A 24,147-nucleotide genomic window follows, 5' to 3' on the forward strand; every position below is an offset into this window, starting at 1 on the left:
CGGGGTCAGGAGCCCGCCGAGACCGGCGAGTCGCCGCGGTCGCCCACCGAGTCCTGGGTGGCGGCCTCCGGTATCGGCCGGTCCTGCCGCAGCGCGTCCCAGACCTGGTGCGACGCCTTGTCCAGCGGCTTGACCCGGCCGGAGTCCTGCGCGTCGTAGGTGACCGGCATCGTCACCATGTTCGTGCGGTCCGGGCTGATGCCCTTCAGCTCCTTGGCCAGGCCGAGCAGCTTGTCCGCGGAGGCCAGACCGGAGTCGGCGCTCACGGTCTTGGTGGCGGTGTCCGCCAGGTCGTAGGACTTCGCGGGGTCGCTGAGCGGGTCGACGGTGTCGGCGCGGTGGATCAGGGCCTTGATGAAGGCCTGCTGAAGCTGGATGCGGCCGAGGTCACTGCCGTCCCCGACGCCGTGCCGGGTGCGGACGAGCTCCAGCGCCTGCTTGCCCTTCAGCGTGTGCTTGCCCGCGGTGAGCGAGAGTCCGCTGTTGGGGTCCTTGATGGCCTTGTGGGTGGTGATGTCCACGCCGCCGAGCTCGTCGATGAGCTTCTGGAACCCCTTGAAGTCGACTTCGAGGTAGTGGTCCATGCGGACGCCGGACATCTTCTCCACCGTCTTGACAGTGCAGGCGGGCCCGCCGACCTGGTACGACGAGTTGAACATGGCCTGCTGCGCGCCCGCCGCGTCGCCGCCGCCGTGGGACGGTGCGCAGGTGGGTCGCTGCACCATGGTGTCGCGCGGGATGCTGACGACCGATGCCTTCTTGTGGGTCTTGTCGACGTGCAGGACCATCGCCGTGTCGGCGCGCGCCCCGCTGACGCCGCGGCCGTACTCGCCGTGCGTCCCCGCCCGGGAGTCGGACCCGAGCAGGAGGATGTTCATCGAGCCGTCCCGCTGCTCCGCGGGCCGGTCGTGACCGAGGGCGGCGTCGACGTCCGTGCCCTGGATGTTGCCGTTGAGGTGCTGCCAGGCGTAGGCGACGCCTCCGCCACCGACGAGCACCAGGCCCAGGGCGCCCCACGCGGCATAGCGCAGGGCCTTCTTCCGGGGCTTGCGCCGGGAGCGCCGTACCCGCGCGGGCCCGTAGTCGGGCATCGCGGGGCCGTCGGCCGAAGGCGCCGGGTGCTCGTTCCCGCTCTCGTGCGGCATGCGCTGACTCTCCTAGTGACCGGGGGGTCTGGGTGACCGAACGGTCCAGGTCACCCGGGGTGTCGTCCGACTGCTCAGTAGGCGGAGTCGACGTTGTCGATCGAGCCGTACTTGTCGGCGGCGTAGTTCGCGGCTGCGGTGATGTTGGCGACCGGGTCGGTCAGCGAGTTCGCGGTGCCGGAGACGTGGTAGGCCTCGAAGGTCGGCTGGATGACCTGGAGCAGGCCCTTGGACGGGGTGCCGTTCTGCGCGTTGACGTCCCAGCCGTTCTGGGCGTTCGGGTCACCGGCGGACTCGCGCATGATGTTGCGGTGCAGGCCCTCGTAGGAACCGGGGATGCCCTTCGACTTCATGATGTCGAGGGACTGGCGGATCCAGCCGTCGAGGTTGTTGGCGTAGGACTTCTTGTCGGCCTTGGCCGCCTGCGTCACCGCGGTGCTCGCCTTGGTGGGCTCCGCGGCGTGGGCGGCGGAGGGCGCCACCGTCAGGGCGGCGGCCATCGCACCGGTGGTGGCGATGCCGGCGATGGAGATCTTGCGGAAGCGAGCGGCACGGTTGAGCGTCTTGGTCGTGGCCATGGGGGATTGACTCCTCAGGGGGGGGACGTAGAGGGAGCTCGGTCCGAAGCGGGCGACTGTGCCCTGCGGTGTCCCCGAGCTCCGGCGACGTCAGCCAGAGTCAGCGATCGCCCCCGGCGGACGCAATGGTGTGACGTACTACCCCGGTACGCAGTCGTGCCGGCAGGAACCGTCCCGAAGTGCCCCGAACCCCCGGGGCAGCTGCCCCGAAGTGTCTACTATTTCCCTTCGCATGTGATCTGACCCCTATGAGTGGCCTCACAGCCCAGGACCCCTCGGGGTGGCGTGGGTCACCGCATGAGGACGGCCCGGGCGACCCGCGGCCGGCCCGGGCCGTCGGCCCGTGGGACTCCCGTGCGCCTACACGCCGGTCTCGGAGCGGTCACCGCCCCAGAGCGTGTGGAAGGCGCCCTCGCGGTCGACCCGCCGGTAGGTGTGCGCCCCGAAGAAGTCCCGCTGCCCCTGGGTGAGCGCGGCGGGCAGCCGCTCGGCGCGCAGCGCGTCGTAGTACGCCAGCGCCGCCGCGAAGCCCGGCGTGGGCACGCCCTGGGTGGTCGCGGCGACCAGTACGGCCCGCCAGTCGTCCTGCGCGGCCGCGATCTCGTCCGCGAACCCCTGGTCCGACAGGAGCGAGACCAGGCCGGGCCGGGCCTCGTAGGCGGCGGTGATCCGGTCCAGGAAGGCCGCCCGGATGATGCAGCCGCCCCGCCAGATGCGCGCCACCGCGCCCAGGTCGATGTCCCAGTCGTAGGTCCGGCTGCCGGCCGCGATCTCGTGGAAGCCCTGCGTGTACGAGACGATCTTCGACGCGTACAGCGCCTGCTCGACCCGGTCGGCAAAGGCTCCGGCCTCCGTCTCGTCCAGCGGCCGTGCCGTCGGGCCCGCCAGCTCCCGGGAGGCGGCGCGCAGGTCGGCGTGGCCCGACAGCGAGCGGGCAAACACCGCCTCCGCGATGCCGGACACCGGTACGCCCAGGTCGAGCGCGATCTGCACCGTCCAGCGGCCGGTGCCCTTCTGCTCGGCCTGGTCCTGGACGACGTCCACGAAGGGTTTGCCGGTGGCGGCGTCCACGTGGGAGAGGACCTCCGCGGTGATCTCGATCAGATACGAGTCGAGACGGCCCGTGTTCCAGGTGCGGAAGATGTCGGCGATCTGTGCGGGGGAGTAACCGGCCACGTCGCGCAGCAGCTGGTAGGCCTCGCCGATCAGCTGCATGTCCGCGTACTCGATGCCGTTGTGCACCATCTTCACGAAGTGACCCGCGCCGTCCGGGCCGACGTGCGTCACGCACGGGGCGCCGTCCTTCGCCTTCGCGGAGATCTTCGCCAGCATCGGGCCGAGCGCGTCGTAGGACTCCGTGCTGCCGCCCGGCATGATGCTCGGCCCGTGCAGGGCGCCCTCCTCGCCGCCGGAGACCCCGGCACCGACGTAGTGGATGCCCCGCTCGCGCAGTTCCTTCTCGCGGCGCCGGGTGTCGGCGAAGTGGGCGTTGCCGCCGTCGACGATCATGTCGCCGGGCTCCAGGAGCGGCGCGAACTCCTTGATCACCGCGTCCGTGGGCTCGCCCGCCTTCACCATGAGCACGAGCCGCCGAGGGCGTTCGAGGGCGGCCACGAACTCCTCGGCGGTCTCGGCGGGGACGAAGATGCCCTCCTCGCCGAACTCCTTCACCAGGTCGTGGGTGCGGGCCGCGGTGCGGTTGTGCAGGGCGACCGCGTATCCGTTGCGGGCGAAGTTGCGGGCGAGGTTGCGCCCCATGACAGCGAGGCCCGTGACCCCGATCTGGGCTGTAGTGCTCATGCCTGTCGCTCCTGGGAAGAGGGGTGGGTACGCCATTGTTCAGCGCGCCGGCTCCCGCACAGGGTGCCCGCTTCCCGAACGGCGTGTCCCCGGCCTCAGCCCTTGCCGGCGGGCACCGTCTGGTTGCCGGTCGTCACATGGACGTAGTCGACGACGAGCTGCTGGGGGAAGCTCGTGCCGCCGTCGGGGTCGCCGGGCCAGTAGCCGCCGACCGCGAGGTTGAGGATGACGAAGAAGGGCTTGTCGAAGACCCACTGCTTGCCGCCCAGGTCGGCCGGGGTGCGGGTCTGGTAGACAGTGCCGTCCACGGACCAGGTGACCTTGTTCGGCGACCAGTCGACGGCGAAGGTGTGGAACTTGTCCGCGAACGCCTCGCCGCCGGGCAGCGTGTACCCCGCGCCGATCCCGCCGGAGCCGGAGTAGCCGGGCCCGTGCAGGGTGCCGTGCACCGTGCCCGGTTCGAAGCCGACGTTCTCCATCACGTCGATCTCGCCGCTCTGCGGCCAGCCCACACTGCCGATGTCGGCGCCGAGCATCCAGAACGCGGGCCACATGCCCTGGCCGCGCGGGATCTTCATCCGGGTCTCGACGTGCCCGTAGGTCTGGGTGAACTTGCCCGCGGTGTTCAGCCGGGCCGAGGTGTACTCGCACCGGCCGTACCAGCACTGGTAGTTGCCGGGGTTCTCCCTGCGCGCGGTGATGACCAGGTTGCCCTGGCCGTCGAGCGCGGCGTTCTTGTTGCCGGAGGTGTAGTACTGCCGCTCGTGGTTGTTGACGTTGTCGCCCGTCTCGATCTGCCACTTCCCGCCGTCGACCGCGGACCCGGCGGGCCCGTTGAAGTCGTCGGTGAACGTGGCGGCCGCGGCCGTGGCGGCGGCGGAGCGGGGCGCGGGCTCGGCCGACGCGGAGGGCAGCACGGCCAGGCTGGCGGCGCCGCAGGCCAGGGCGAGCGCGCAGAGCTTGGTGCGGCGGTGGGGGGAGAAGTGCACGGTCATCACATCGCTTCGCGTGGGGGCGGTGGCGGATGGGGCATGCGGAATGGGGCATGCGCATGACAAGTAACGATCAGAAGCTGAACGCTGCCGTGATCGGCCGCGCCCACTTCGTTCAGTACTTGATTTAAGGCCGACTCCCATGACCCGTCAAGGAGTTGGTGCGGACCAACTCCGGCCGCGTGCGGGGCACGCACGGCAGAGGCCGGCCCCGCCCCGTCGACGACGGAGCGGGGCCGGCCTCGGGTCGTCCCGTGCAGCGGTCCGGCGGGCGGTGGGCTACCAGCCCGCCGCCGGGCCGGTCAGCTCCTTGATCGCGGGGCGCGCCGCGTCGAGCACGGTCATGAACCACGCGGAGAACGGGTCCCGGTCGTGCCGCTCGGCCAGCTCCGCCGCCGTCACGAACGCGGTGCCGCCGATCTCGGCCGGGTCCGGGCTCAGCGGGGACTGCACCATGCCGACGAACAGGTGGTTGTACTCCTGCTCCACGAGCCCCGACTCCGGGTCGGGGTGGTTGTAGCGCACCGTGCCCGCCTCGGCGAGCAGCGAGGGCGAGACCCCCAGCTCCTCGTAGGTGCGCCGGGCGGCCGCCGCGAACGGTGCCTCGCCCGGGTAGGGGTGGCCGCAGCAGGTGTTCGACCAGACGCCGGGGGAGTGGTACTTGCCGAGGGCGCGCTGCTGGAGCAGCAGCCGCCCCTGTTCGTCGAAGAGGAAGACGGAGAACGCCCGGTGCAGCTGCCCGGGCGCCTGATGCGCGGAGAGTTTCTCCGCTGTGCCGATCGTCCTGCCGTCCTCGTCGACGAGTTCCAGCAAGATCGCTTCTCCGGTGCCGTTCGACGAGCTGTTCGCCGCGGTGGCAGGTGTGATCGGCATACCCATCCTTCGCTTCGGTCTTCGAGTGCCAAGTCTGCCGTACGTTCCGGACGCCCCCGGCACTTCGGGGACCCGCATGTCCCGCCGCGTCGGGGCGCGGACGGGACACGCGCCGGGCGCTCGCACGCGAGCGCCCGGTCAAGCGTTCAGACGCCGAAGGCGGCCGGATACTTGATCGTGCCCCGCGGCAACCCGGCGGAATCGTCGGATCCGTTCAGTGCGAGCGCCATCATCGCCTCGTCGGGCACCTCGAAAGCCGGTCGGATCCCGTACACGGAAGCGGGCTCGAAACCGAAGCGCGGATAGTACGAGGGGTGCCCGAGCACCACGACGAGCCGCTCGCCCCGCGCCCGCGCCGCGTCGAGCAGCGCGCGCACGACCGCCGAGCCCGCCCCGGTGCGCTGATGGGCGGGGAGCACGGCGACGGGCGCGAGCGCCAGCGCGGGCGCACCGCCCACCCGGCAGCGGGTGAGCAGCGCGTGCGCGGCCACCGAACCGTCGGGCGCCTCGGCGACGAACGACAGGCCCGGCAGCCAGGCTCCGGGGTCCGCGCGCAACGCGTCGACGAGGTCGGCCTCCGCCTCCTTCCCGAAGGCGGCGGCGTGCACGGCGTGCACCGCGGCGACGTCGGAGTCGGTCTCCGGCCGGGTCGGCCAGGAGTCCGCAGGCCGCAGCACATAGCCGGTGTAGCCGTACTCCGTGCCGTGCGCGCGCCGCATCGCGATCTCCTCGCGGGTGGCGGCCAGCGCCTCGGCCATGCCGGGGGTGTCCGGGTCCGCCGCGTCCGCGCGGGCACCCAGCGGTCCGTAGTACTCGTCCCAGTCGGACTCGGGCTGCCGGTACGTGCCGAGCACGGAGTACCCGGCGGCCGTGGCGGCCCGGATGTTCTCCGCACCGGTCCGCAGCGTGTAGTGCCGGTCCCAGAAGGCGCGGGCCGGCGCGGACGGCTCGGCGGCGGTCCACTCGCACTCGGTGAGGACGAGCGCGCCGCCGGGTGCGAGCAGCCGTCGCCAGCCGCGCAGCGCGGTGTCGAAGCCGATGGCGTAGGCCGAGCTCTCGGCCCAGATCAGGTCGAACGAGCCGTCCTGGTAGGGGAGTTGGGCCATGTCGGCGTGGACGGCGGTGATCGATCCGGCGAGCCCGCGGGCCTGCGCGCCGGATCGGAGTTCGTCGAGGAACGGCTCGTGCAGATCGACGGCCGTCACCTCGGCGCCGGCCTCGGCGTCGAGGAGGAGCGCGGACCTGCCGGGGCCGCAGCCCAGGTCGAGGACGCGGGGCCGCTCGGGCAGCGGGCTCGCGAGGGAGAGCAGCCGCCGCGAGGTGGCGTCGGAGCCGGGCCCCTGCCGGGGCAGCCCGTGGTGCAGGGCGAAGAAGGCGTGGTGGAGCGAGGTGTGGTCGGTCACCGTGGAAATCCTTGAGTGAAGGACCCGCGGACCCGTCGTACGCGTGATGTACGCGGTGTACGTGTGGTGTACGCGTTGTACGTGAGCTGAACGAGAGGTCAGACGCGCGCCCGGAGAGTGGGGATGCACGTGTCGCCGCGCAGTACGGCACCGCTCGCGACAGTCATCAACCCACCTCCACAGGACTCAGGAACTCGGGCCACGATAACACCGTCAGTGACAGAGCCTGGCCTCGTGCTCCGCGTGGCCGCTCGGTTCGAGCTGGAAGGTGCAGTGCTCGACGTCGAAGTGGTCGCCGAGGCAGCCCTGCAACTCGTGGAGCATCTTCTCGTGGCCGATCGAGTCGAGGGTGGAGGAGCTCACCACGACGTGCGCGGAGAGCACCGGCATGCCCGAGGTGATGGTCCAGGCGTGCAGGTCGTGGACCTCCTCGACGCCCGGCAGGTCGAGTATGTGGGCCCGTACCTCCGCCATGTCGACCCCCTTGGGCGCCGACTCCAGGAGTACGTTCAACGTCTCCTTGAGGAGCTTGACCGTACGCGGGACGATCATGAAGCCGATGACCAGCGAGGCGATCGGGTCCGCGGCCTGCCACCCGGTGAGCATGATCACGCCCGCCGCGATGATGACGGTGACGGAGCCGAGGGTGTCCGCGACGACCTCCAGGAAGGCACCACGCACATTGAGGCTGTCCTGCTGCCCGCGCATCAGCAGCGACAGCGAGATCATGTTGGCGACGAGACCGAAGACGCCGAAGTAGACGGCGAGGCTGCCCTCCGTCTGCGCGGGCGTGATGAACCGCTGCACCGCCTCGTACAGCACGTAGCCGCCGACGCCGAGCAGCAGCAGACAGTTGGCGAGCGCCGCGAGGATCTCGGCGCGGGCGTAGCCGAAGGTGCGGTTCTCGGTGGGCGGCCGGTTGGCGAAGTGGATCGCGAGCAGGGCCATGCCGAGCCCCAGAGCGTCCGTGGCCATGTGTGTCGCGTCCGCGACGAGCGCCAGTGAGTCCGCGAGGACACCGCCCACGATCTGGGCCAGCATGACCGTGATCGTGATGGCGAGGGCGATGCGCAGCCGCCCCTTGTAGGCGTGGGCCGCCGTCCCCGTGGCCGGTGGCCCGTGCGTGTGTCCGTGATCGTGCCCAGCCCCCATGGAGCCGCCTCCCGAGTCGGTCATCGGTTCTGCCGTCCGCTGGTCGCGGACCACAGTGAACTACGGGCGGGGGGTATCTGGCAACGCGGCACTGAACACCGTTGTCATTCCCCTGACCTGCGAAAATGGCAATGATTGCCGGGAAGGGGAGGGGTGCAGGTCAGGGCGCCCGGACGATCAGCCGCGGCGCGCGTCGGGGTGGTGCAGGCACCATCCCCGCCAGGCCGACTCGACCATCTCGCGCACCCCGCGCCGGGCCGTCCAGCCGAGCTCCTCGGCGGCCAGCCGGGCGTCGGCCACCGCGCGCGGGGAGTCGCCGGCCCGGGCCGGTTCGACGCGTGCGGGACGGGTGTCCCCGCTCACCTCGCCGATGAGGGTGACGAGTTCGCGTACGGAAACGCCGCGCCCCCGGCCGATGTTCACCGTCAGATCGCCCTCGGCGCCGCCCGCGAGCCGGCGCGCCGCAGCCAAGTGGGCCTCGGCCAGGTCGGATACATGGACGTAGTCACGCACGCAGGTCCCGTCCGGCGTCGGGTGGGTGTCGCCGAAGATGCGCGGTGCCTCGCCGCGCCGCAGCCGGTCGAAGACCATCGGGATCACGTTGAAGACCCCGGTGTCCGCGAGCTCCGGCGACGCGGCGCCCGCCACGTTGAAGTAGCGCAGGCACACCGTCCCGATGCCGTGCGCCCGCCCGGCCGCCCGCACCAGCCACTCACCGGCGAGCTTCGTCTCGCCGTACGGGCTGACCGGGACGCAGGGGGCGTCCTCCGGCACGAGCTCCGCGTCCGGCGGGTCGCCGTACACCGCGGCCGACGAGGAGAAGACGAACCGCTTGATGCCCGCCTCGGCGACCGCCTCGAGGAGCGTCGTCAGGCCGCCCACGTTCTCCCGGTAGTAGCGCAGCGGCTGCTCCACCGACTCCCCGACCTGCTTGCGGGCCGCGAGATGCACCACCCCGGAGACGCCGTATTCGGCGAAGACCCGGCGCAGCAGTTCCCCGTCCAGTGCGGAGCCCTTCACCAGGGGCACGTCCGCGGGCAGCCGCTGCGGCACCCCCGACGAGATGTCGTCCAGGACGACGACGTCCTCCCCGGCACCGGCCATGACCCGCGCCACATGTGCCCCGATGTAACCCGCTCCGCCTGTGATCAGCCATGTCATGGGCGCCCACCCTAAGCGAACCCCCGCCCGACCCGGCGGGCCCGGTGTGCCGGTACAGACGGGCGCTATGCGGGCAAGCCGGGCACCGTACGGGCGCGGTTTGTGGCCGCGGCCCCCCATCCACCATGATGATCGCGAAGGCCGAGGCCCTCGCAGGCCGCTCTGAGCGGGGCGTGAACGGGTGATGAACGCCCGCTTCCCATCATCCGATAGCCTCTGCCGACGTGCCGCCCGGCCGCTGTGGCCAGGGGCGCTCCCCTTACGCATGTGCCCGGCGCGAGCCGCGCCGGTACTCAAGGAGTGAGTTCGTCTGTCGACCGCCATCCTCACCGGTCAGCCGGTCCCCGGGTCGCCGCTCGAAGGTGATCTGCGGTCCCTGGGCTTCGACGTGCGGGTCGCCTCCGACGCGGCGGACGCCGAGACGCTGCTCGCCGCCGTCCCCGGTGACCAGCGGGTCGCCCTCGTCGACGCGCGCTTCGTCGGCCACGTCCACGCGCTGCGCCTGGCCCTCACCGATCCCCGCTTCGCCGCCTGCGCCGTGCCCGGCGCCGTCACGGCCAAGCCGGAGGCCCGCTCCGAGCTGACCCGCGCCCTGCGCGCGAGCGCCGGCACCGCGGGTACCGTCGTCACGCTCGACGCGCTCCCGGACGACATCGCCGCCGCCATGGAGTCCGGCGCCACCGACGTGCACCGCCCCGACCTCGGCACCCTCGTCGCCACCGTGCCGAGCGACCCGCAGTCCAGGAACGAGGCCCGCCAGGCCGTCGCCGCCGTCGACGACGAGGCGGTCCGCCTGCGCACCGCGGTCAAGTCGCGGGACGGCTTCTTCACCACGTACTGCATCTCCCCCTACTCGCGCTACATCGCCCGCTGGTGCGCCCGCCGGGGGCTGACCCCGAACCAGGTCACCACCGCCTCGCTGCTCACCGCGCTGATCGCGGCGGGCTGCGCGGCGACCGGCACCCGCGTCGGCTTCGTCGCGGCCGGCGTGCTGCTCCTCGTCTCCTTCGTCCTGGACTGCACGGACGGGCAGCTCGCCCGCTACTCCCTGCAGTACTCGACGCTCGGCGCCTGGCTCGACGCGACCTTCGACCGGGCCAAGGAGTACGCGTACTACGCCGGCCTCGCCCTCGGCGCGGCCCGCGGCGGCGACGACGTCTGGGCGCTCGCGCTCGGCGCGATGGTGCTCCAGACCTGCCGGCACGTCGTCGACTTCTCCTTCAACGAGGCGAATCACGACGCCACCGCCAACACCAGCCCCACCGCCGCCCTCTCCGACAAGCTCGACAGCGTCGGGTGGACGGTCTGGCTGCGCCGGATGATCGTGCTGCCGATCGGCGAGCGCTGGGCGATGATCGCGGTGCTCACCGCCGTCACCACCCCCCGCATCACGCTCGTTGTCCTGATCGTCGGCTGTGCGCTCGCCGCCTGCTACACCACCGCGGGACGCGTCCTGCGCTCGGTGACCCGCAAGGCCACCCGCACCGACCGGGCCGCGCTCGCCCTCGCCGACCTCGCCGACAACGGCCCGCTGGCCGGCTCCTTCGCCGCCCTGAAGCGCGGATGGCCGCTCCCCGCACCCGTCATCGCCTTCGTCGGCGGTGCCGCGGTCGTGGCGGTGAGCGCCTTCACCTCTTACGGCAGCCCGTGGGTCGTCGTCGCGGCCGTGCTCCACGTCGTCCTGAGCGGCCTCGCGCTGTCCCGGCCCCTCAAGGCCCCCCTCGACTGGCTGGTCCCGCCGTTCTTCCGCGCGGCCGAGTACGGCACGATCCTGGTCCTCGCGGCCGACGCCGATGTGAACGGAGCGCTTCCGGCAGCTTTCGGGCTCGTGGCCGCGGTCGCCTACCATCACTACGACACGGTGTACCGCATCAAGGGCGGCACCGGCGCGCCCCCGCGCTGGCTGGTGCGCACGATCGGCGGCCAGGACGGCAGGACCCTCGTGGTCGCGCTGGCCGCGGCCCTGCTGCCCGCCACAGATTTCACCGTCGCGCTCACGGCACTCGCCGTGGCCGTGGCACTCGTGGTGCTCGTCGAGAGCATCCGCTTCTGGGTGACCGCCCACAAAGTCGGCGCACCCGCCGTACACGATGAAGGAGAACCCGCATGATCGGCCTCGTGCTGGCGGCCGGCGCCGGACGGCGTCTTCGCCCCTACACCGACACCCTGCCGAAGGCCCTGGTGCCGGTCGACGGTGAGACCACCATCCTCGACCTGACGCTGGGCAACTTCGCCGAGATCGGTCTGACCGAGGTCGCGATCATCGTCGGTTACAAGAAGGAGGCCGTCTACGAGCGCAAGGCGGCGCTCGAGGCGAAGTACGGCCTCAAGCTGACCCTGATCGACAACGACAAGGCCGAGGAGTGGAACAACGCCTACTCCCTGTGGTGCGGCCGTGACGCCATCAAGCACGACGTGATCCTCGCCAACGGCGACACCGTGCACCCGGTCTCCGTCGAGAAGACGCTGCTCGCCGCCCGCGGCAACGGCCAGAAGATCATCCTCGCCCTCGACACGGTGAAGCAGCTCGCCGACGAGGAGATGAAGGTCATCGTCGACGACGCCAAGGGCGTGCAGCGCATCACCAAGCTGATGGACCCCTCCGAGGCCACCGGCGAGTACATCGGCGTCACCCTCATCGAGGGCTCGGCCGCCGACGAGCTCGCCGACGCGCTGAAGACCACCTTCGAGCGCGACCCCGACCTCTACTACGAGGACGGCTACCAGGAGCTCGTCAACCGCGGCTTCACGGTGGACGTGGCCCCGATCGGCGACGTCAAGTGGGTCGAGATCGACAACCACGACGACCTCGCCAAGGGCCGGGAGATCGCGTGCCAGTACTGACGAGGCTCATCCCCTCGCCGGTCGTCGTCGACATCCGGCCGGGGGCGCTCAACGACCTGGCCGGGGTCCTCGCCGACCAGCGGATCTGCTCGTCGACCGGCAAGCTCGCCATCGCCATCAGCGGCGGCTCCGGCGCGGTCCTGCGGGACCGGCTGATGCCGTCGCTGCCCGGCGCCGAATGGTTCGAGGTGGGCGGCGGCACCCTCGACGACGCCATCAAGCTCGCCGACGCCATGAAGAAGGGCCGCTACGACGCCGTCGTCGGCCTCGGCGGCGGCAAGATCATCGACTGCGCCAAGTTCGCCGCGGCGCGCGTCGGCCTGCCGCTGGTCGCCGTCGCGACGAACCTGTCGCACGACGGCCTCTGCTCGCCGGTCGCGACGCTCGACAACGACGCGGGACGCGGCTCGTACGGTGTGCCGAACCCCATCGCGGTCGTCATCGACCTCGATGTGATCCGTGAGGCGCCCGTCCGCTTCGTCCGCTCCGGCATCGGCGACGCCCTGTCCAACATCTCCGCGATCCGGGACTGGGAGCTCGCCGCCCGCGAGCGCGGCGAGGACATCGACGGCCTCGCGGCCGCCATGGCCCGCCAGGCCGGCGAGGCCGTGCTCCGCCACCCCGGCGGTGTCGGCGACGACGCGTTCCTCCAGGTCCTGGCCGAGGGGCTGGTCCTCACCGGCATCGCGATGTCCGTGTCGGGCGACTCCCGCCCGGCGTCCGGCGCCTGCCACGAGATCAACCACGCCTTCGACCTCCTCTACCCCAAGCGCGCCGCGAGCCACGGCGAGCAGTGCGGCCTGGGCGCGGCCTTCGCGATGCACCTGCGCGGTGCGCACGAGGAGTCGGTGTTCATGGCCTCGGTGCTGCGCCGCCACGGCCTGCCCGTGCTGCCGGAGGAGATCGGCTTCACCGTGGAGGAGTTCGTGAAGGTCGTGGAGTTCGCTCCGCAGACCCGCCCGGGCCGCTACACGATCCTCGAACACCTCGACCTGTCCACCGACCAGATCAGGGACGCATACGCCGACTATGCAAAAGCCATCGGTAGCTGAGCTCCGCCCGGTTGTTCACCCCCCGGGGGTGAAGGACCGGCGGAGCGGCGAACACTGGGCCGGCCGGCTCTACATGCGCGAGGTCTCCCTGCGCATCGACCGGCACCTGGTGAACACGAAGGTCACGCCCAACCAGCTGACCTACGTGATGACCGTGGCCGGCGCCCTCGCCGCCCCGGCCCTCCTGGTGCCGGGGATCACGGGCGCCGTGCTCGGCGTGCTCGCGGTCCAGCTCTATCTGCTGCTCGACTGCGTCGACGGTGAGATCGCCCGCTGGAAGAAGCAGTACTCGATGGCCGGGGTCTACCTGGACCGGGTCGCCGCCTATCTGTGCGACGCCGCGGTCCTGGTCGGCTTCGGGCTGCGCGCCGCCGACATCTGGGGCTCGGGCCGCATCGACTGGCTGTGGGCCTTCCTCGGTACGCTGGCCGCGCTCGGCGCGATCCTGATCAAGGCCGAGACCGACCTCGTCGGCGTCGCCCGGCACCAGACGGGCAAGGAGCCGGTGAAGGAGTCCGCGGCCGAGCCGCGCTCCTCGGGCATGGCGCTGGCCCGCCGGGCCGCCGCCGCGCTCAAGTTCCACCGGCTGATCCTCGGTGTCGAGGCGTCCCTGCTGATCCTCGTCATCGCCGTCGTCGACCAGGCCAGGGGCGACCTGTTCTTCTCGCGTCTGGGCGTCGCCGTGCTCGCGGGCATCGCGCTGCTGCAGACCCTGCTCCACCTCGTGTCCATCCTCGTATCGAGCAGGTTGAAGTGAGCACCCCGAGCACCCCGGCAGAGCAGCTGAAGGTCGGCGCCGTCATCATCACGATGGGCAACCGGCCGCAGGAACTGCGCGCCCTCCTCGACTCGGTCGCCAAGCAGGACGGCGACCCGGTCGAGGTGGTCGTGGTCGGCAACGGCGCCCCCGTGCCCGAGGTCCCCGCCGGCGTCCGCACCGTCGAACTGCCCGAGAACCTCGGCATCCCCGGCGGCCGCAACGTCGGCATCGAGGCCTTCGGCCCCGGCGGCACCGACGTCGACATCCTGCTCTTCCTGGACGACGACGGCCTGCTGGCGAACATGGACACGGCGCAGCTGTGCCGTGCGGCGTTCGCCGCCGACCCGGAGCTCGGCATCATCAGCTTCCGCATCGCGGACCCGGACACGGGGGAGACCCAGCGGCGGCATGTGCCGCGGCTGCGGGCCTCGGACCCGATGCGCTCCTCGCGCGTGACGACCTTCCTCGGCGGCGCCAACGCCGTCCGTACGAAGGTCCTCGCCGAGGTCGGCGGCCTGCCCGGCGAGTTCTTCTACGCGCACGAGGAGACCGACCTCGCCTGGCGCGCGCTGAACGCCGGCTGGATGATCGACTACCGCTCCGACATGGTCCTCTTCCACCCGACGACGGCCCCCTCGCGGCACGCGGTCTACCACCGCATGGTGGCCCGCAACCGCGTCTGGCTGGCCCGTCGCAACCTCCCCGCGCCGCTGGTCCCGGTCTACCTCGGCGTCTGGATGCTGCTCACCCTCGCCCGGCGCCCCTCGGGCCCGGCCCTGAAGGCTTGGTTCGGCGGCTTCAAGGAGGGCTGGACGACGCCCTGCGGGCCTCGCACACCCATGAGGTGGCGTACCGTGTGGCGGCTGACCCGACTGGGCCGACCTCCTGTCATCTGACAAGCTCGGGTCTGAGAGCATCGGGCCATACCCCGGTCCCTGGCCCACGCCTACGCCCGACCGGCTGCGCATCTGAAGACGAAAGTTTCCACTCGTGAGTGAGACAACGCATGACGGCGGGGTCGCGGTGACCGCGACCCCGTCGCCCGATGACGGGCTCTCCCGGGCCGACCTCGCCGCCAAGTACGGTCTGACCGTCAGCGGCGCCCGGCCCGGACTTTTCGAGTACGTCCGCCAGCTCTGGGGACGGCGCCACTTCATCCTCGCCTTCTCCCAGGCGAAGCTGACCGCCCAGTACAGCCAGGCCAAGCTGGGGCAGCTCTGGCAGGTGGCGACGCCGCTGCTGAACGCGGCCGTCTACTTCTTCATCTTCGGACTGCTCCTCGGCGCCAGGAGGGGCATCCCGCACGAGATCTACGTGCCGTTCCTGGTGACGGGTGTCTTCGTCTTCACGTTCACGCAGAGCTCGGTGATGGCGGGCGTGCGGGCGATCTCCGGAAACCTCGGCCTGGTCAGGGCGCTGCACTTCCCGCGGGCCTCGCTGCCGATCTCCTTCGCGCTGCAACAGCTCCAGCAGCTGCTCTTCTCGATGATCGTGCTCGTCGTGATCATGCTGGCGTTCGGGATCCTGCCGGCCCTGTCCTGGCTCCTGGTGCTGCCGGCGCTGGTCCTGCAGTTCGTCTTCAACACCGGTCTCGCGCTGATCTTCGCGCGGATGGGCAGCAAGACCCCCGACCTCGCCCAGCTGATGCCGTTCGTGATGCGCACCTGGATGTACGCGTCGGGCGTCATGTTCAGCATCCCCGCGATGCTCGCGGACAAGGAGAGCGTGCCCGGCTGGGTCGGCGACGTGCTCCAGTGGAACCCCGCCTCGATCTACATGGACCTCATCCGGTTCGCCATGATCGACGACTACGGATCCTCCTACCTGCCGCCGCACGTGTGGGCGTTCGCCGTCGGCTGGGCCGTGCTGCTCGGCGCGGTCGGTTTCGTGTACTTCTGGAAGGCTGAGGAGCGCTACGGCCGTGGCTGACGACAACACGGGAACTCGGCAGGAGCTCGGCAAGAACGCCGGCAAGGGGCACATCCCCACCGTCATCGCCGACGAGCTGCACATCGTCTACCGCGTCAACGGCGCGAAGACGGGCAAGGGCAGCGCCACCTCCGCGCTGAGCCGGATCCTCCGGCGCGGCGAGGAGCGCGGCGTGCGCAAGGTGCACGCCGTGCGCGGCGTCAGCTTCACCGCCTACCGCGGCGAGGCCATCGGCCTCATCGGGTCCAACGGCTCCGGCAAGTCCACCCTGCTGCGCGCCATCGCCGGGCTGCTCCCCGCCGAGCAGGGCAAGGTCTACACCGACGGCCAGCCCTCGCTGCTCGGCGTCAACGCGGCCCTGATGAACGACCTGACGGGTGAGCGCAACGTCATCCTCGGCGGTCTCGCCATGGGCATGTCGCGCGAGCAGATCCGGGAGCGCTACCAGGACATCGTCGACTTCTCCGGCATCAACGAGAAGGGTGACTTCATCACCCTTCCGATGCGCACCTACTCGTCCGGCATGGCGGCCCGTCTGCGGTTCTCCATCGCGGCCGCCAAGGACCACGACGTCCTGATGATCGACGAGGCGCTGGCCACCGGTGACCGCAAGTTCCAGAAGCGCTCCGAGGCCCGCATCCGCGAGCTGCGCAAGGAGGCCGGCACGGTCTTCCTGGTCAGCCACAACAACAAGTCGATCCGCGACACCTGTGACCGCGTGCTGTGGCTGGAGCGCGGCGAGCTGCGCATGGACGGCCCGACCGACGAGGTCATAAAGGAGTACGAGAAGTTCACGGGCAAGTAGTCCGTTTGCGCCATCGGGCGTGCACCCGTTCGGCAGCAGTGCCCCGCCAGGAGCGATCCGGCGGGGCACTGTCGTGACATGGTGTCCCCTGCGCCACCCCGGTCACTCAACTCATGGGCACCCAGGGAAGATTGACGCCAATCGGTGTGTTGTTGTGATGCGCGGAACACCCCGACGATGCGGGAGGGGTTGTACAACGTAAGCTGTAGCGGTGCTGATTCGCGGCAAGTGGGGCGATATCGCTCGGGCGCCCCGGCCCGGAGCACGGTCCGCCACGGAGAGTGCTGGGCGGCGTGTCCGAAATAGGATGTATTGGGTCGGCAGTGTAGAACGGGAGATGTGACGGCAATGGCTACGGATGATCTCCGGCTCCGCGATGCATCCGCCGTCCTCGACAAGGCCGCGGACGAGAACTTCCCGGTGGCTCCCTTCTTCCTGCCCCGGGCCTGGCGCGAGGACCTGATGGCCGTCTACGGAGTCGTCCGGCTCATCGACGACATCGGCGACGGTGACCTCGCACCCGGCTCCGCGCACGCTCGCCACCTCGGCCTCGACGACGCCGGCGCCCGCGACCCGGGCACCCTCCTGGACGCCGTCGAGGCCGACCTGAACCAGGTCTTCGCCGGCGCCGGCGCCGGCCACCCCCTGGTGGCGGCGCTGCGGCCGGCCGTCGAGCGCGGGACCCTGACGATCACGCCGTTCCTCGGCCTGATCGAGGCCAACCGCCAGGACCAGGTCGTCACGCGCTACGAGACCTTCGACGACCTCGTGGCGTACTGCGCGCTCTCCGCCAACCCGATCGGCCGTCTCGTCCTGGCCGTCACCGGCACCGAGACCCCCGAGCGCGTCCGCCGCTCGGACGCCGTCTGCACCGGACTGCAGATCGTCGAACACATCCAGGACGTCGCCGAAGACCTGCGGCGCGGCCGCATCTATCTGCCGGTTGAGGACATGAAGCGGTTCCACGTGAGTGAGTCAGATCTGTCCCGGCCGACGGCGGGCGCGTCGGTGCGCGCCCTGGTCGCGTACGAGGCGGAACGCGCCCGCGATCTCCTGAATGAAGGCACCCCCCTGGTGGGTAGCGTCCACGGCAGGCTGAAGCTGCTGCTGGCCGGGTTCGTGGCCGGGGGGAGGGCGGCGGTCCGGGCGATCGTCGCCGCGGGGTACGACGTACTGCCAGGACCGCCCAGACCCACCAAGCCGCGCATGCTGCGCGAGGCGGGTGCAGTGCTGCGAGGAGAGGGGTGAGCCGGGCCGTGGAGTCGGATCCGCGCGTGTCCGCGTCGGTGCTCGCCGCGTACAGCTACTGCGAGGCCGTGACCGGACAGCAGGCGCGCAACTTCGCGTACGGCATCAGGCTGCTGCCGACGCCGAAGCGGCGGGCCATGTCCGCGCTCTACGCCCTCTCGCGGCGGGTGGACGACATCGGCGACGGCGCGCTCGCGCCGGAGGTCAAGGCGGACCGGCTCGACGACACCCGGGCCCTGGTCGCCCGGATCCGCGCGGGCGACGTGCAGGAGGACGACACCGACCCGGTGGCGGTCGCCCTCGCGCACGCGGCCACCCACTTCCCCATCCCGATGGACGGGCTCGACGAACTCATCGACGGCGTCCTCATGGACGTGCGCGGCGGGACGTACGAGACGTGGGAGGACCTGAAGGTCTACTGCCGCTGTGTGGCGGGGGCCATCGGACGGCTCTCGCTCGGCGTGTTCGGCACCGAGCGCGGGGCGCTCCACGCCGAGCGCGCGCCCGAGTACGCCGACACGCTCGGTCTCGCGCTCCAACTCACCAACATTCTCCGGGACGTTCGCGAGGACGCCCAGGACGGGCGGACCTATCTGCCCGCCGACGACCTCGCCAAGTTCGGCTGCTCCGCCGGGTTCTCCGGCTCCGAGCCGCCCGCCGGATCCGACTTCGCCGGCCTGGTCCACTTCGAGGTGCGGCGCGCGCGGGCCCTGTTCGCCGAGGGCTACCGGCTGCTGCCCATGCTGGACCGGCGCAGCGGCGCCTGTGTCGCGGCCATGGCCGGCATCTACCGCAGGCTGCTCGACCGCATCGAGCGGGATCCCGAGGCGGTCCTGCGCGGCCGGGTCTCGCTGCCGGGCCACGAGAAGGCGTACGTCGCCGTGCGCGGACTGTCCGGGCTCGACGCGCGGAACGTGTCACGGCAGACCGTCCGGAGGCGTGTGTGATGCGCGTCCGGAGTGATCGTGGGGCGGCTGGGACAACGTTCGCAAAGCGGCGGGCAACCCTCCGCTCCGGGGCCGCGTCCCAGACTGAAACGGCCGAAGGGGTGGGTGCGTGAAGAGCGAGGACATGCAGCCCGAAGGGCGAGAGAAAGACGTCGAAGGCCGCCCCGGAGGGGCGGCCGCCGTAGTGGTCGGCGGCGGGCTCGCCGGCATCACCGCCGCGCTCGCGCTCGCCGACGCGGGCCTGCGCGTGACGCTGCTCGAAGGGCGGCCGCGGCTCGGCGGGCTCGCGTTCTCCTTCCAGCGCGGCGCGCTGACCGTCGACAACGGCCAGCACGTCTACCTGCGCTGCTGCACCGCCTACCGGTGGTTCCTCGACCGCATCGAGGGCGCGCGCCTCGCACCGCTGCAGGAACGTCTCGACGTGCCCGTGCTCGATGCCGACCACAACCGCCTCGGGCGGCTGCGGCGCACCGCGCTGCCGGTGCCGCTGCATCTGGCGGCGAGCCTCGCCACGTATCCGCATCTGTCGCTCGCCGAGCGCGCCCAGGTGGGCCGCGCGGCGCTCGCCCTCAAGGGGCTCGACCCGGCCGATCCCGTCCTCGACGGCCAGGACTTCGGCAGCTGGCTGGCCCGGCACGGTCAGTCGCCGCGCGCCATCGAGGCCCTGTGGGACCTCGTCGGTGTCGCGACGCTCAACGCCGTCGCGGGCGACGCCTCGCTCGGGCTCGCCGCGATGGTGTTCAAGACCGGGCTGCTCTCCGAACCGGGCGCCGCCGACATCGGCTGGGCCCGGGTGCCCCTCGGTGATCTGCACGACAAGCTGGCCCGCAAGGCGCTCGACGGCGCGGGAGTCCGTACCGAACTGAGGACACGCGTCACCTCCATCTCCCGTACGGACAACGGCGGTTGGCGCGTCGAGGTTCCCGGCGAGAGCATCGAGGCCGACACCGTCGTGCTCGCCGTGCCGCAGGCCGAGACGCACGACCTCCTGCCGGACGGCGCGCTCGACCAGCCCGACCGGCTGCTCGACATCGACACCGCGCCGATCCTCAACATCCACGTCGTGTACGACCGGAAGGTGCTGAAGCGGCCGTTCTTCGCCGCGCTCGGCACCCCCGTCCAGTGGGTCTTCGACCGGACGGAGGCGTCCGGCCTGACCGAGGGGCAGTATCTGGCGCTCTCCCAGTCGGTCGCCCACGACGAGATCGACGCGCCCGTCGCCGCCCTGCGCGAGCGCTATCTGCCGGAGCTGGAGCGGCTGCTGCCCGCCGCGCACGGCGCCGAGGTGCGGGACTTCTTCGTCACCCGCGAGCGCACGGCGACGTTCGCGCCCACCCCCGGCGTCGGCAGGCTCCGCCCCGGTGCCCGCACCAAGGCCCGCGGCCTGTACCTCGCGGGCGCGTGGACCGCCACCGGGTGGCCCGCGACCATGGAGAGCGCCGTACGCAGCGGCGTCAGCGCGGCCGGGGCCGCCCTCTCCACCCTCGACCGCCCCCGTGACCATCTCTTCGCGTTCGAGGAGGCGGCGGCGTGAAGCTCGACCTTCTGGGGTCAGGTCCCCAGAGAACCAGCACCGGAACAAGAGGAGAAACTGTGCCGACTGTGCCCTCGGCCGAGAAAACGGCTGCCGACACGGTGGACGTGACCTCAACCCTCGAACAAGGAAGGACGCTGGCCACCCCGGTGCTGCGGGCCGCGGTGGACCGTCTCGCGCCGCCCATGGACACCGTCGCCGCCTACCACTTCGGCTGGATCGACGCCGAGGGCAACCCCTCCGACGGCGACGGCGGCAAGGCCGTGCGTCCCGCGCTCGCCCTGCTCTCCGCCGAGGCCGCCGGCGCGCGTCCCGAGGTCGGCGTCCCCGGAGCGGTCGCCGTCGAGCTCGTGCACAACTTCTCGCTGCTGCACGACGACCTCATGGACGGCGACGAGCAGCGCCGCCACCGCGACACCGTGTGGAAGGTGCACGGCCCCGCGCAGGCCATCCTCGTCGGCGACGCCCTCTTCGCGCTCGCCAACGAGATCCTCCTGGAGCTCGGCACCGTCGAGGCGGGCCGCGCCACCCGCCGCCTGACCACCGCCACCCGCGCCCTGATCGACGGCCAGGCGCAGGACATCAGCTACGAGCACCGCGACCGGGTCACCGTCGAGGAGTGCCTGGAGATGGAGGGCAAGAAGACCGGCGCCCTGCTCGCCTGCGCGGTCTCCATCGGCGCCGTCCTCGGCGGGGCGGACGACCACACCGCGGACACCCTGGAGAAGTACGGCTACCACCTCGGCCTCGCCTTCCAGGCCGTGGACGACCTGCTCGGCATCTGGGGCGACCCGGAGGCCACCGGCAAGCAGACCTGGAGCGACCTGCGGCAGCGCAAGAAGTCGCTGCCCGTGGTGGCCGCGCTCGCCGAGGGCGGCCCCGCGTCCGAGCGGCTCGGCGAACTGCTCGCCGCCGACGCCAAGAGCAGCGAGTTCGAGAACTTCTCCGAGGAGGAGTTCGCCGCGCGCGCCGCGCTGATCGAGGAGGCCGGCGGCCGCGAGTGGACCGCCAAGGAGGCCCGGCGTCAGCACGCCATCGCCATCGAGGCGCTCGACGGCGTGCGGATGCCGGAGCGGGTGCGGGCCCAGCTCGTCGCGCTCGCCGACTTCGTCGTCGTACGAGAGAGATGATCATTATTGCGCGGATATCCGGGACCTCCGGGGGGTGACCCCCGGACCCAGGCAGTCGCCGGCCGGCGCCCAGCGCCGGCCGACGGCGGACCCACAGCAGACGTAGCCACCGCACTGCACGAAGGGGAAGCCATGACAGCGACGACCGACGGAAGCACCGGAGCGGCCACGCCCCGCGCAGCCTCGGCCAGCCGGCCCGCCGACGCCACGGCCACGACGACGGGCCCCCACGAGGCCGCCGTGCGCGCCATGCACCGATCCACCCAGTTCCTGCTCTCCCGGCAGGACGCCGAGGGTTGGTGGAAGGGCGACCTCGAGACCAATGTGACCATGGACGCCGAGGATCTCCTGCTCCGCCAGTTCCTCGGCATCAGGGACGAGCCGACCACGCGCGCCGCCGCGCTCTTCATCCGCGGCGAGCAGCGCGACGACGGCACCTGGGCCACCTTCTTCGGCGGGCCCGGTGAACTCTCCACCACCATCGAGGCGTACGTCGCGCTGCGCCTGGCCGGCGACCGGCCCGACGAGCCGCACATGGCGAAGGCCTCCGCATGGGTCCGGGAACAGGGCGGCATCGCCTCCGCCCGGGTCTTCACCCGGATCTGGCTCGCGCTCTTCGGCTGGTGGAAGTGGGACGACCTGCCCGAACTCCCGCCGGAGCTCATCTACTTCCCCACGTGGGTCCCGCTCAACATCTACGACTTCGGCTGCTGGGCCCGGCAGACGATAGTGCCTCTCACCATCGTCTCCGCGAAGCGGCCGGTGCGCCCCGCGCCCTTCGCGCTGGACGAGCTGCACACCGACGCGCGCGACCCGAACCCCGCCAAGCCCCTCGCTCCCGTGGCCAGTTGGGACGGCGTCTTCCAGCGGCTCGACAAGGCGCTGCACGTCTACCACAAGGTCGCGCCGCGCCGGCTGCGCAAGGCAGCGATGAACAGCGCCGCGCGCTGGATCATCGAGCGGCAGGAGAACGACGGCTGCTGGGGCGGGATCCAGCCGCCCGCCGTCTACTCCGTCATCGCGCTGCACCTGCTCGGCTACGACCTGGACCACCCCGTCCTGAAGGCGGGCCTCGCCTCGCTCGACCGGTTCGCCGTGTGGCGCGAGGACGGCGCCCGCATGATCGAGGCCTGTCAGTCGCCGGTGTGGGACACCTGCCTGGCGACCATCGCGCTCGCGGACGCCGGAGTGCCCCCGGACCACCCGCAGTTGGTCAAGGCCGCGGACTGGATGCTCGGCGAGCAGATCGTGCGGCCGGGGGACTGGTCGGTGCGCAGGCCCGGGCTGACGCCGGGCGGCTGGGCGTTCGAGTTCCACAACGACAACTACCCCGACATCGACGACACCGCCGAGGTGGCCCTCGCGCTGCGCCGGGTCGCGCACCCGGACAAGGCCCGCCTGGAGAACGCCATCGAGCGCGGGGTGCGCTGGAACCTCGGCATGCAGTCGAAGAACGGTGCCTGGGGCGCCTTCGACGTCGACAACACCAGCCCCTTCCCCAACCGGCTGCCGTTCTGCGACTTCGGTGAGGTCATCGACCCGCCGTCGGCCGACGTCACCGGGCACGTGGTGGAGATGCTCGCCGTCGAGGGCAGGTCCCACGACCCGCGCACCCGGCGCGGCATCGAGTGGCTGCTGGCCGAACAGGAGCCCTGCGGCGCCTGGTTCGGGCGCTGGGGCGTCAACTACATCTACGGCACGGGGTCGGTGGTGCCCGCCCTCGTCACGGCCGGCCTGCCCGCCTCGCACCCGGCGATCCGGCGCGCGGTGAGCTGGGTGAAGTCGGTGCAGAACGACGACGGCGGCTGGGGCGAGGACCTGCGCTCCTACCGTGAGCGGGGCTGGGTCGGGCACGGCACGTCGACGGCGTCGCAGACCGCGTGGGCGCTGCTCGCGCTGCTCTCCGCGGGCGAGCGGGAGGCCACGTCGGTGGAGCGGGGCGTCGCCTGGCTCGCCGAGGAACAGCGGGCGGACGGCTCCTGGGACGAGCCGTACTTCACCGGCACCGGCTTCCCGTGGGACTTCTCGATCAACTACCACCTGTACCGGCAGGTGTTCCCGCTCACCGCCCTCGGCAGGTACGTCAACGGAGAGCCCTTCGCACCGGGCTCCGGCGCACCCGCCGGCAAGGGCAGCTGATGGACCGGACCCCGGCCACGCGGCCGGGCCCCGTGCCGCTGCTGATCGCCTGCGCGCTCGGCATCGAACGCATCGCCCTGCGCACCGGCGACCGCAGCGGCGCGCCCGCGACCATGTCGGTGCTGCGCACCGGCATGGGCCCCAAGAACGCCGAGCGGGCCGTCAGCGGCGCGCTCGGCAAGGAAACCCTGCGCGACGCGGCCGTCCTGGCCACCGGCTTCTGCGCCGGACTCGCCCCCGGTATGCACCCCGGCGACCTGGTCGTCGCCGAGGAGACCAGGGACGCGCGCGGCAGCACGCCCTGTACGGGAACCGGGCTGCTGGTCGATGAGCTGGTGCGGGCCCTGCCCGGACGCGCCGTGCACACCGGCCCGCTCACCGGTTCCGACCACGTCGTCCGGGGCCAGGAGCGCGGCGACCTCCTGGCCACCGGCGCGGTCGCGGTGGACATGGAGTCCGCGGCGACCCTGCACAGCGCCGTACGCGCCGGGCAGCGGCCCGTTGCGGCCGTCCGGGTGGTCGTGGATGCCCCTCAGCACGAACTCGTCCGCATCGGCACGGTCCGCGGTGGAATATCAGCCTTCCGCGTTCTTCGTGCCGTGCTCCCCGCATTTTTCGAATGGCACCGTTCTTCTTTGCTCCCCCGGAGGTGAGC

21 protein-coding genes are annotated in these 24,147 nt (G+C 71.6%); 13 read left to right on the forward strand and 8 right to left on the reverse strand.

Going from position 1 to position 24,147, the window contains the following annotated elements; translation table 11 throughout:
- Positions 1–5: 5 nt before the first annotated feature.
- The 8 genes from ACZ6B8_RS11940 to galE form a co-directional block, all read right to left on the reverse strand.
- On the reverse strand, positions 6–1,091 hold the full coding sequence (locus ACZ6B8_RS11940) for an LCP family protein (protein ID WP_471607201.1): 1,086 nt from the start codon (positions 1,089–1,091) through the stop codon (positions 6–8).
- A gap of 128 nt (positions 1,092–1,219) precedes the next feature.
- Entirely contained in the window at positions 1,220–1,723 is a 504-nt protein-coding gene (locus tag ACZ6B8_RS11945) for a transglycosylase SLT domain-containing protein (protein WP_471607124.1), read from the reverse strand.
- Positions 1,724–2,083: 360 nt separating this feature from the next.
- On the reverse strand, positions 2,084–3,523 hold the full coding sequence (gndA, locus tag ACZ6B8_RS11950) for an NADP-dependent phosphogluconate dehydrogenase (RefSeq protein WP_471607125.1): 1,440 nt from the start codon (positions 3,521–3,523) through the stop codon (positions 2,084–2,086).
- Between the two features lie 95 nt (positions 3,524–3,618).
- Positions 3,619–4,518 carry a glycoside hydrolase family 16 protein gene (locus ACZ6B8_RS11955; protein WP_471607126.1) on the reverse strand — a complete coding sequence of 300 codons (900 nt, stop codon included), beginning with the start codon at positions 4,516–4,518 and terminating at the stop codon, positions 3,619–3,621.
- A gap of 276 nt (positions 4,519–4,794) precedes the next feature.
- The gene (gene idi / locus ACZ6B8_RS11960; RefSeq protein ID WP_471072465.1) at positions 4,795–5,388 is read right to left on the reverse strand and encodes an isopentenyl-diphosphate Delta-isomerase; all 594 of its coding nucleotides are present in this window, start codon (positions 5,386–5,388) and stop codon (positions 4,795–4,797) included.
- 146 nt (positions 5,389–5,534) lie between these two features.
- Positions 5,535–6,791: a GNAT family N-acetyltransferase gene (locus ACZ6B8_RS11965; protein WP_471607127.1), complete on the reverse strand. Its 1,257-nt coding sequence runs from the start codon at positions 6,789–6,791 to the stop codon at positions 5,535–5,537.
- A 213-nt stretch (positions 6,792–7,004) separates the two neighbouring features.
- Positions 7,005–7,943 carry a cation diffusion facilitator family transporter gene (locus tag ACZ6B8_RS11970; RefSeq protein WP_471073524.1) on the reverse strand — a complete coding sequence of 313 codons (939 nt, stop codon included), beginning with the start codon at positions 7,941–7,943 and terminating at the stop codon, positions 7,005–7,007.
- Positions 7,944–8,120: 177 nt separating this feature from the next.
- Positions 8,121–9,104 (reverse strand): UDP-glucose 4-epimerase GalE, encoded by a 984-nt coding sequence (gene galE, locus ACZ6B8_RS11975; RefSeq protein ID WP_471072459.1) that lies wholly within the window; start codon positions 9,102–9,104, stop codon positions 8,121–8,123.
- A 310-nt stretch (positions 9,105–9,414) separates the two neighbouring features.
- Here galE and ACZ6B8_RS11980 point away from each other — a divergent pair, with 310 nt between their 5' ends.
- From ACZ6B8_RS11980 to ACZ6B8_RS12040, 13 genes are all read left to right on the forward strand, one after another.
- Complete coding sequence (locus ACZ6B8_RS11980) at positions 9,415–11,214, forward strand: DUF5941 domain-containing protein (RefSeq protein ID WP_471607202.1); 1,800 nt, start codon at positions 9,415–9,417, stop codon at positions 11,212–11,214.
- Complete coding sequence (locus ACZ6B8_RS11985) at positions 11,211–11,948, forward strand: phosphocholine cytidylyltransferase family protein (protein WP_471072456.1); 738 nt, start codon at positions 11,211–11,213, stop codon at positions 11,946–11,948. The genes ACZ6B8_RS11980 and ACZ6B8_RS11985 overlap by 4 nt, the downstream gene beginning before the upstream one ends.
- The gene (locus ACZ6B8_RS11990) at positions 11,936–13,000 is read left to right on the forward strand and encodes an iron-containing alcohol dehydrogenase family protein (protein ID WP_471072453.1); all 1,065 of its coding nucleotides are present in this window, start codon (positions 11,936–11,938) and stop codon (positions 12,998–13,000) included. The genes ACZ6B8_RS11985 and ACZ6B8_RS11990 overlap by 13 nt, the downstream gene beginning before the upstream one ends.
- The gene (locus tag ACZ6B8_RS11995) at positions 12,978–13,757 is read left to right on the forward strand and encodes a CDP-alcohol phosphatidyltransferase family protein (RefSeq protein ID WP_471072450.1); all 780 of its coding nucleotides are present in this window, start codon (positions 12,978–12,980) and stop codon (positions 13,755–13,757) included. Before ACZ6B8_RS11990 ends, ACZ6B8_RS11995 begins: the two co-directional genes overlap by 23 nt.
- Positions 13,758–13,783: 26 nt before the next feature.
- Positions 13,784–14,656, forward strand: a complete 873-nt coding sequence (locus ACZ6B8_RS12000) for a glycosyltransferase family 2 protein (protein ID WP_471607203.1) — start codon at positions 13,784–13,786, stop codon at positions 14,654–14,656.
- A gap of 94 nt (positions 14,657–14,750) precedes the next feature.
- Entirely contained in the window at positions 14,751–15,689 is a 939-nt protein-coding gene (locus ACZ6B8_RS12005) for an ABC transporter permease (RefSeq protein ID WP_362361074.1), read from the forward strand.
- A gap of 52 nt (positions 15,690–15,741) precedes the next feature.
- Positions 15,742–16,494, forward strand: coding sequence for an ABC transporter ATP-binding protein (locus tag ACZ6B8_RS12010; protein ID WP_471073515.1), 753 nt, complete (start codon positions 15,742–15,744; stop codon positions 16,492–16,494).
- A 348-nt stretch (positions 16,495–16,842) separates the two neighbouring features.
- Positions 16,843–17,742, forward strand: coding sequence for a squalene synthase HpnC (hpnC, locus tag ACZ6B8_RS12015; protein ID WP_471607128.1), 900 nt, complete (start codon positions 16,843–16,845; stop codon positions 17,740–17,742).
- The gene (gene hpnD, locus ACZ6B8_RS12020; protein WP_471607129.1) at positions 17,739–18,689 is read left to right on the forward strand and encodes a presqualene diphosphate synthase HpnD; all 951 of its coding nucleotides are present in this window, start codon (positions 17,739–17,741) and stop codon (positions 18,687–18,689) included. The genes hpnC and hpnD overlap by 4 nt, the downstream gene beginning before the upstream one ends.
- Positions 18,690–18,813: 124 nt before the next feature.
- A complete protein-coding gene (gene hpnE / locus ACZ6B8_RS12025; RefSeq protein ID WP_471607204.1) occupies positions 18,814–20,223 on the forward strand; it encodes a hydroxysqualene dehydroxylase HpnE in 1,410 nt (469 codons plus the stop codon).
- Positions 20,220–21,353 carry a polyprenyl synthetase family protein gene (locus ACZ6B8_RS12030; protein WP_471072439.1) on the forward strand — a complete coding sequence of 378 codons (1,134 nt, stop codon included), beginning with the start codon at positions 20,220–20,222 and terminating at the stop codon, positions 21,351–21,353. The genes hpnE and ACZ6B8_RS12030 overlap by 4 nt, the downstream gene beginning before the upstream one ends.
- Positions 21,354–21,485: 132 nt before the next feature.
- The gene (gene shc, locus ACZ6B8_RS12035) at positions 21,486–23,492 is read left to right on the forward strand and encodes a squalene--hopene cyclase (RefSeq protein WP_471607130.1); all 2,007 of its coding nucleotides are present in this window, start codon (positions 21,486–21,488) and stop codon (positions 23,490–23,492) included.
- Positions 23,492–24,145: a phosphorylase family protein gene (locus tag ACZ6B8_RS12040; RefSeq protein ID WP_471607131.1), complete on the forward strand. Its 654-nt coding sequence runs from the start codon at positions 23,492–23,494 to the stop codon at positions 24,143–24,145. Before shc ends, ACZ6B8_RS12040 begins: the two co-directional genes overlap by 1 nt.
- Positions 24,146–24,147 lie beyond the last annotated feature (2 nt).

The sequence above is a fragment of the Streptomyces sp. NPDC041122 genome, from assembly GCF_055592445.1.

Coding starts and splice junctions, on each gene's coding strand:
- ACZ6B8_RS11940 (WP_471607201.1), bottom strand. CDS start 1,091: ATGCCCGACTACGGGCCCGCGCGGGTACGGCGCTCCCGGCGCAAGCCC.
- ACZ6B8_RS11945 (WP_471607124.1), bottom strand. CDS start 1,723: ATGGCCACGACCAAGACGCTCAACCGTGCCGCTCGCTTCCGCAAGATC.
- gndA (WP_471607125.1), bottom strand. CDS start 3,523: ATGAGCACTACAGCCCAGATCGGGGTCACGGGCCTCGCTGTCATGGGG.
- ACZ6B8_RS11955 (WP_471607126.1), bottom strand. CDS start 4,518: ATGACCGTGCACTTCTCCCCCCACCGCCGCACCAAGCTCTGCGCGCTC.
- idi (WP_471072465.1), bottom strand. CDS start 5,388: ATGCCGATCACACCTGCCACCGCGGCGAACAGCTCGTCGAACGGCACC.
- ACZ6B8_RS11970 (WP_471073524.1), bottom strand. CDS start 7,943: ATGGGGGCTGGGCACGATCACGGACACACGCACGGGCCACCGGCCACG.
- galE (WP_471072459.1), bottom strand. CDS start 9,104: ATGACATGGCTGATCACAGGCGGAGCGGGTTACATCGGGGCACATGTG.
- ACZ6B8_RS11985 (WP_471072456.1), top strand. CDS start 11,211: ATGATCGGCCTCGTGCTGGCGGCCGGCGCCGGACGGCGTCTTCGCCCC.
- ACZ6B8_RS11995 (WP_471072450.1), top strand. CDS start 12,978: ATGCAAAAGCCATCGGTAGCTGAGCTCCGCCCGGTTGTTCACCCCCCG.
- hpnC (WP_471607128.1), top strand. CDS start 16,843: ATGGCTACGGATGATCTCCGGCTCCGCGATGCATCCGCCGTCCTCGAC.
- hpnE (WP_471607204.1), top strand. CDS start 18,814: ATGCAGCCCGAAGGGCGAGAGAAAGACGTCGAAGGCCGCCCCGGAGGG.
- shc (WP_471607130.1), top strand. CDS start 21,486: ATGACAGCGACGACCGACGGAAGCACCGGAGCGGCCACGCCCCGCGCA.
- ACZ6B8_RS12040 (WP_471607131.1), top strand. CDS start 23,492: ATGGACCGGACCCCGGCCACGCGGCCGGGCCCCGTGCCGCTGCTGATC.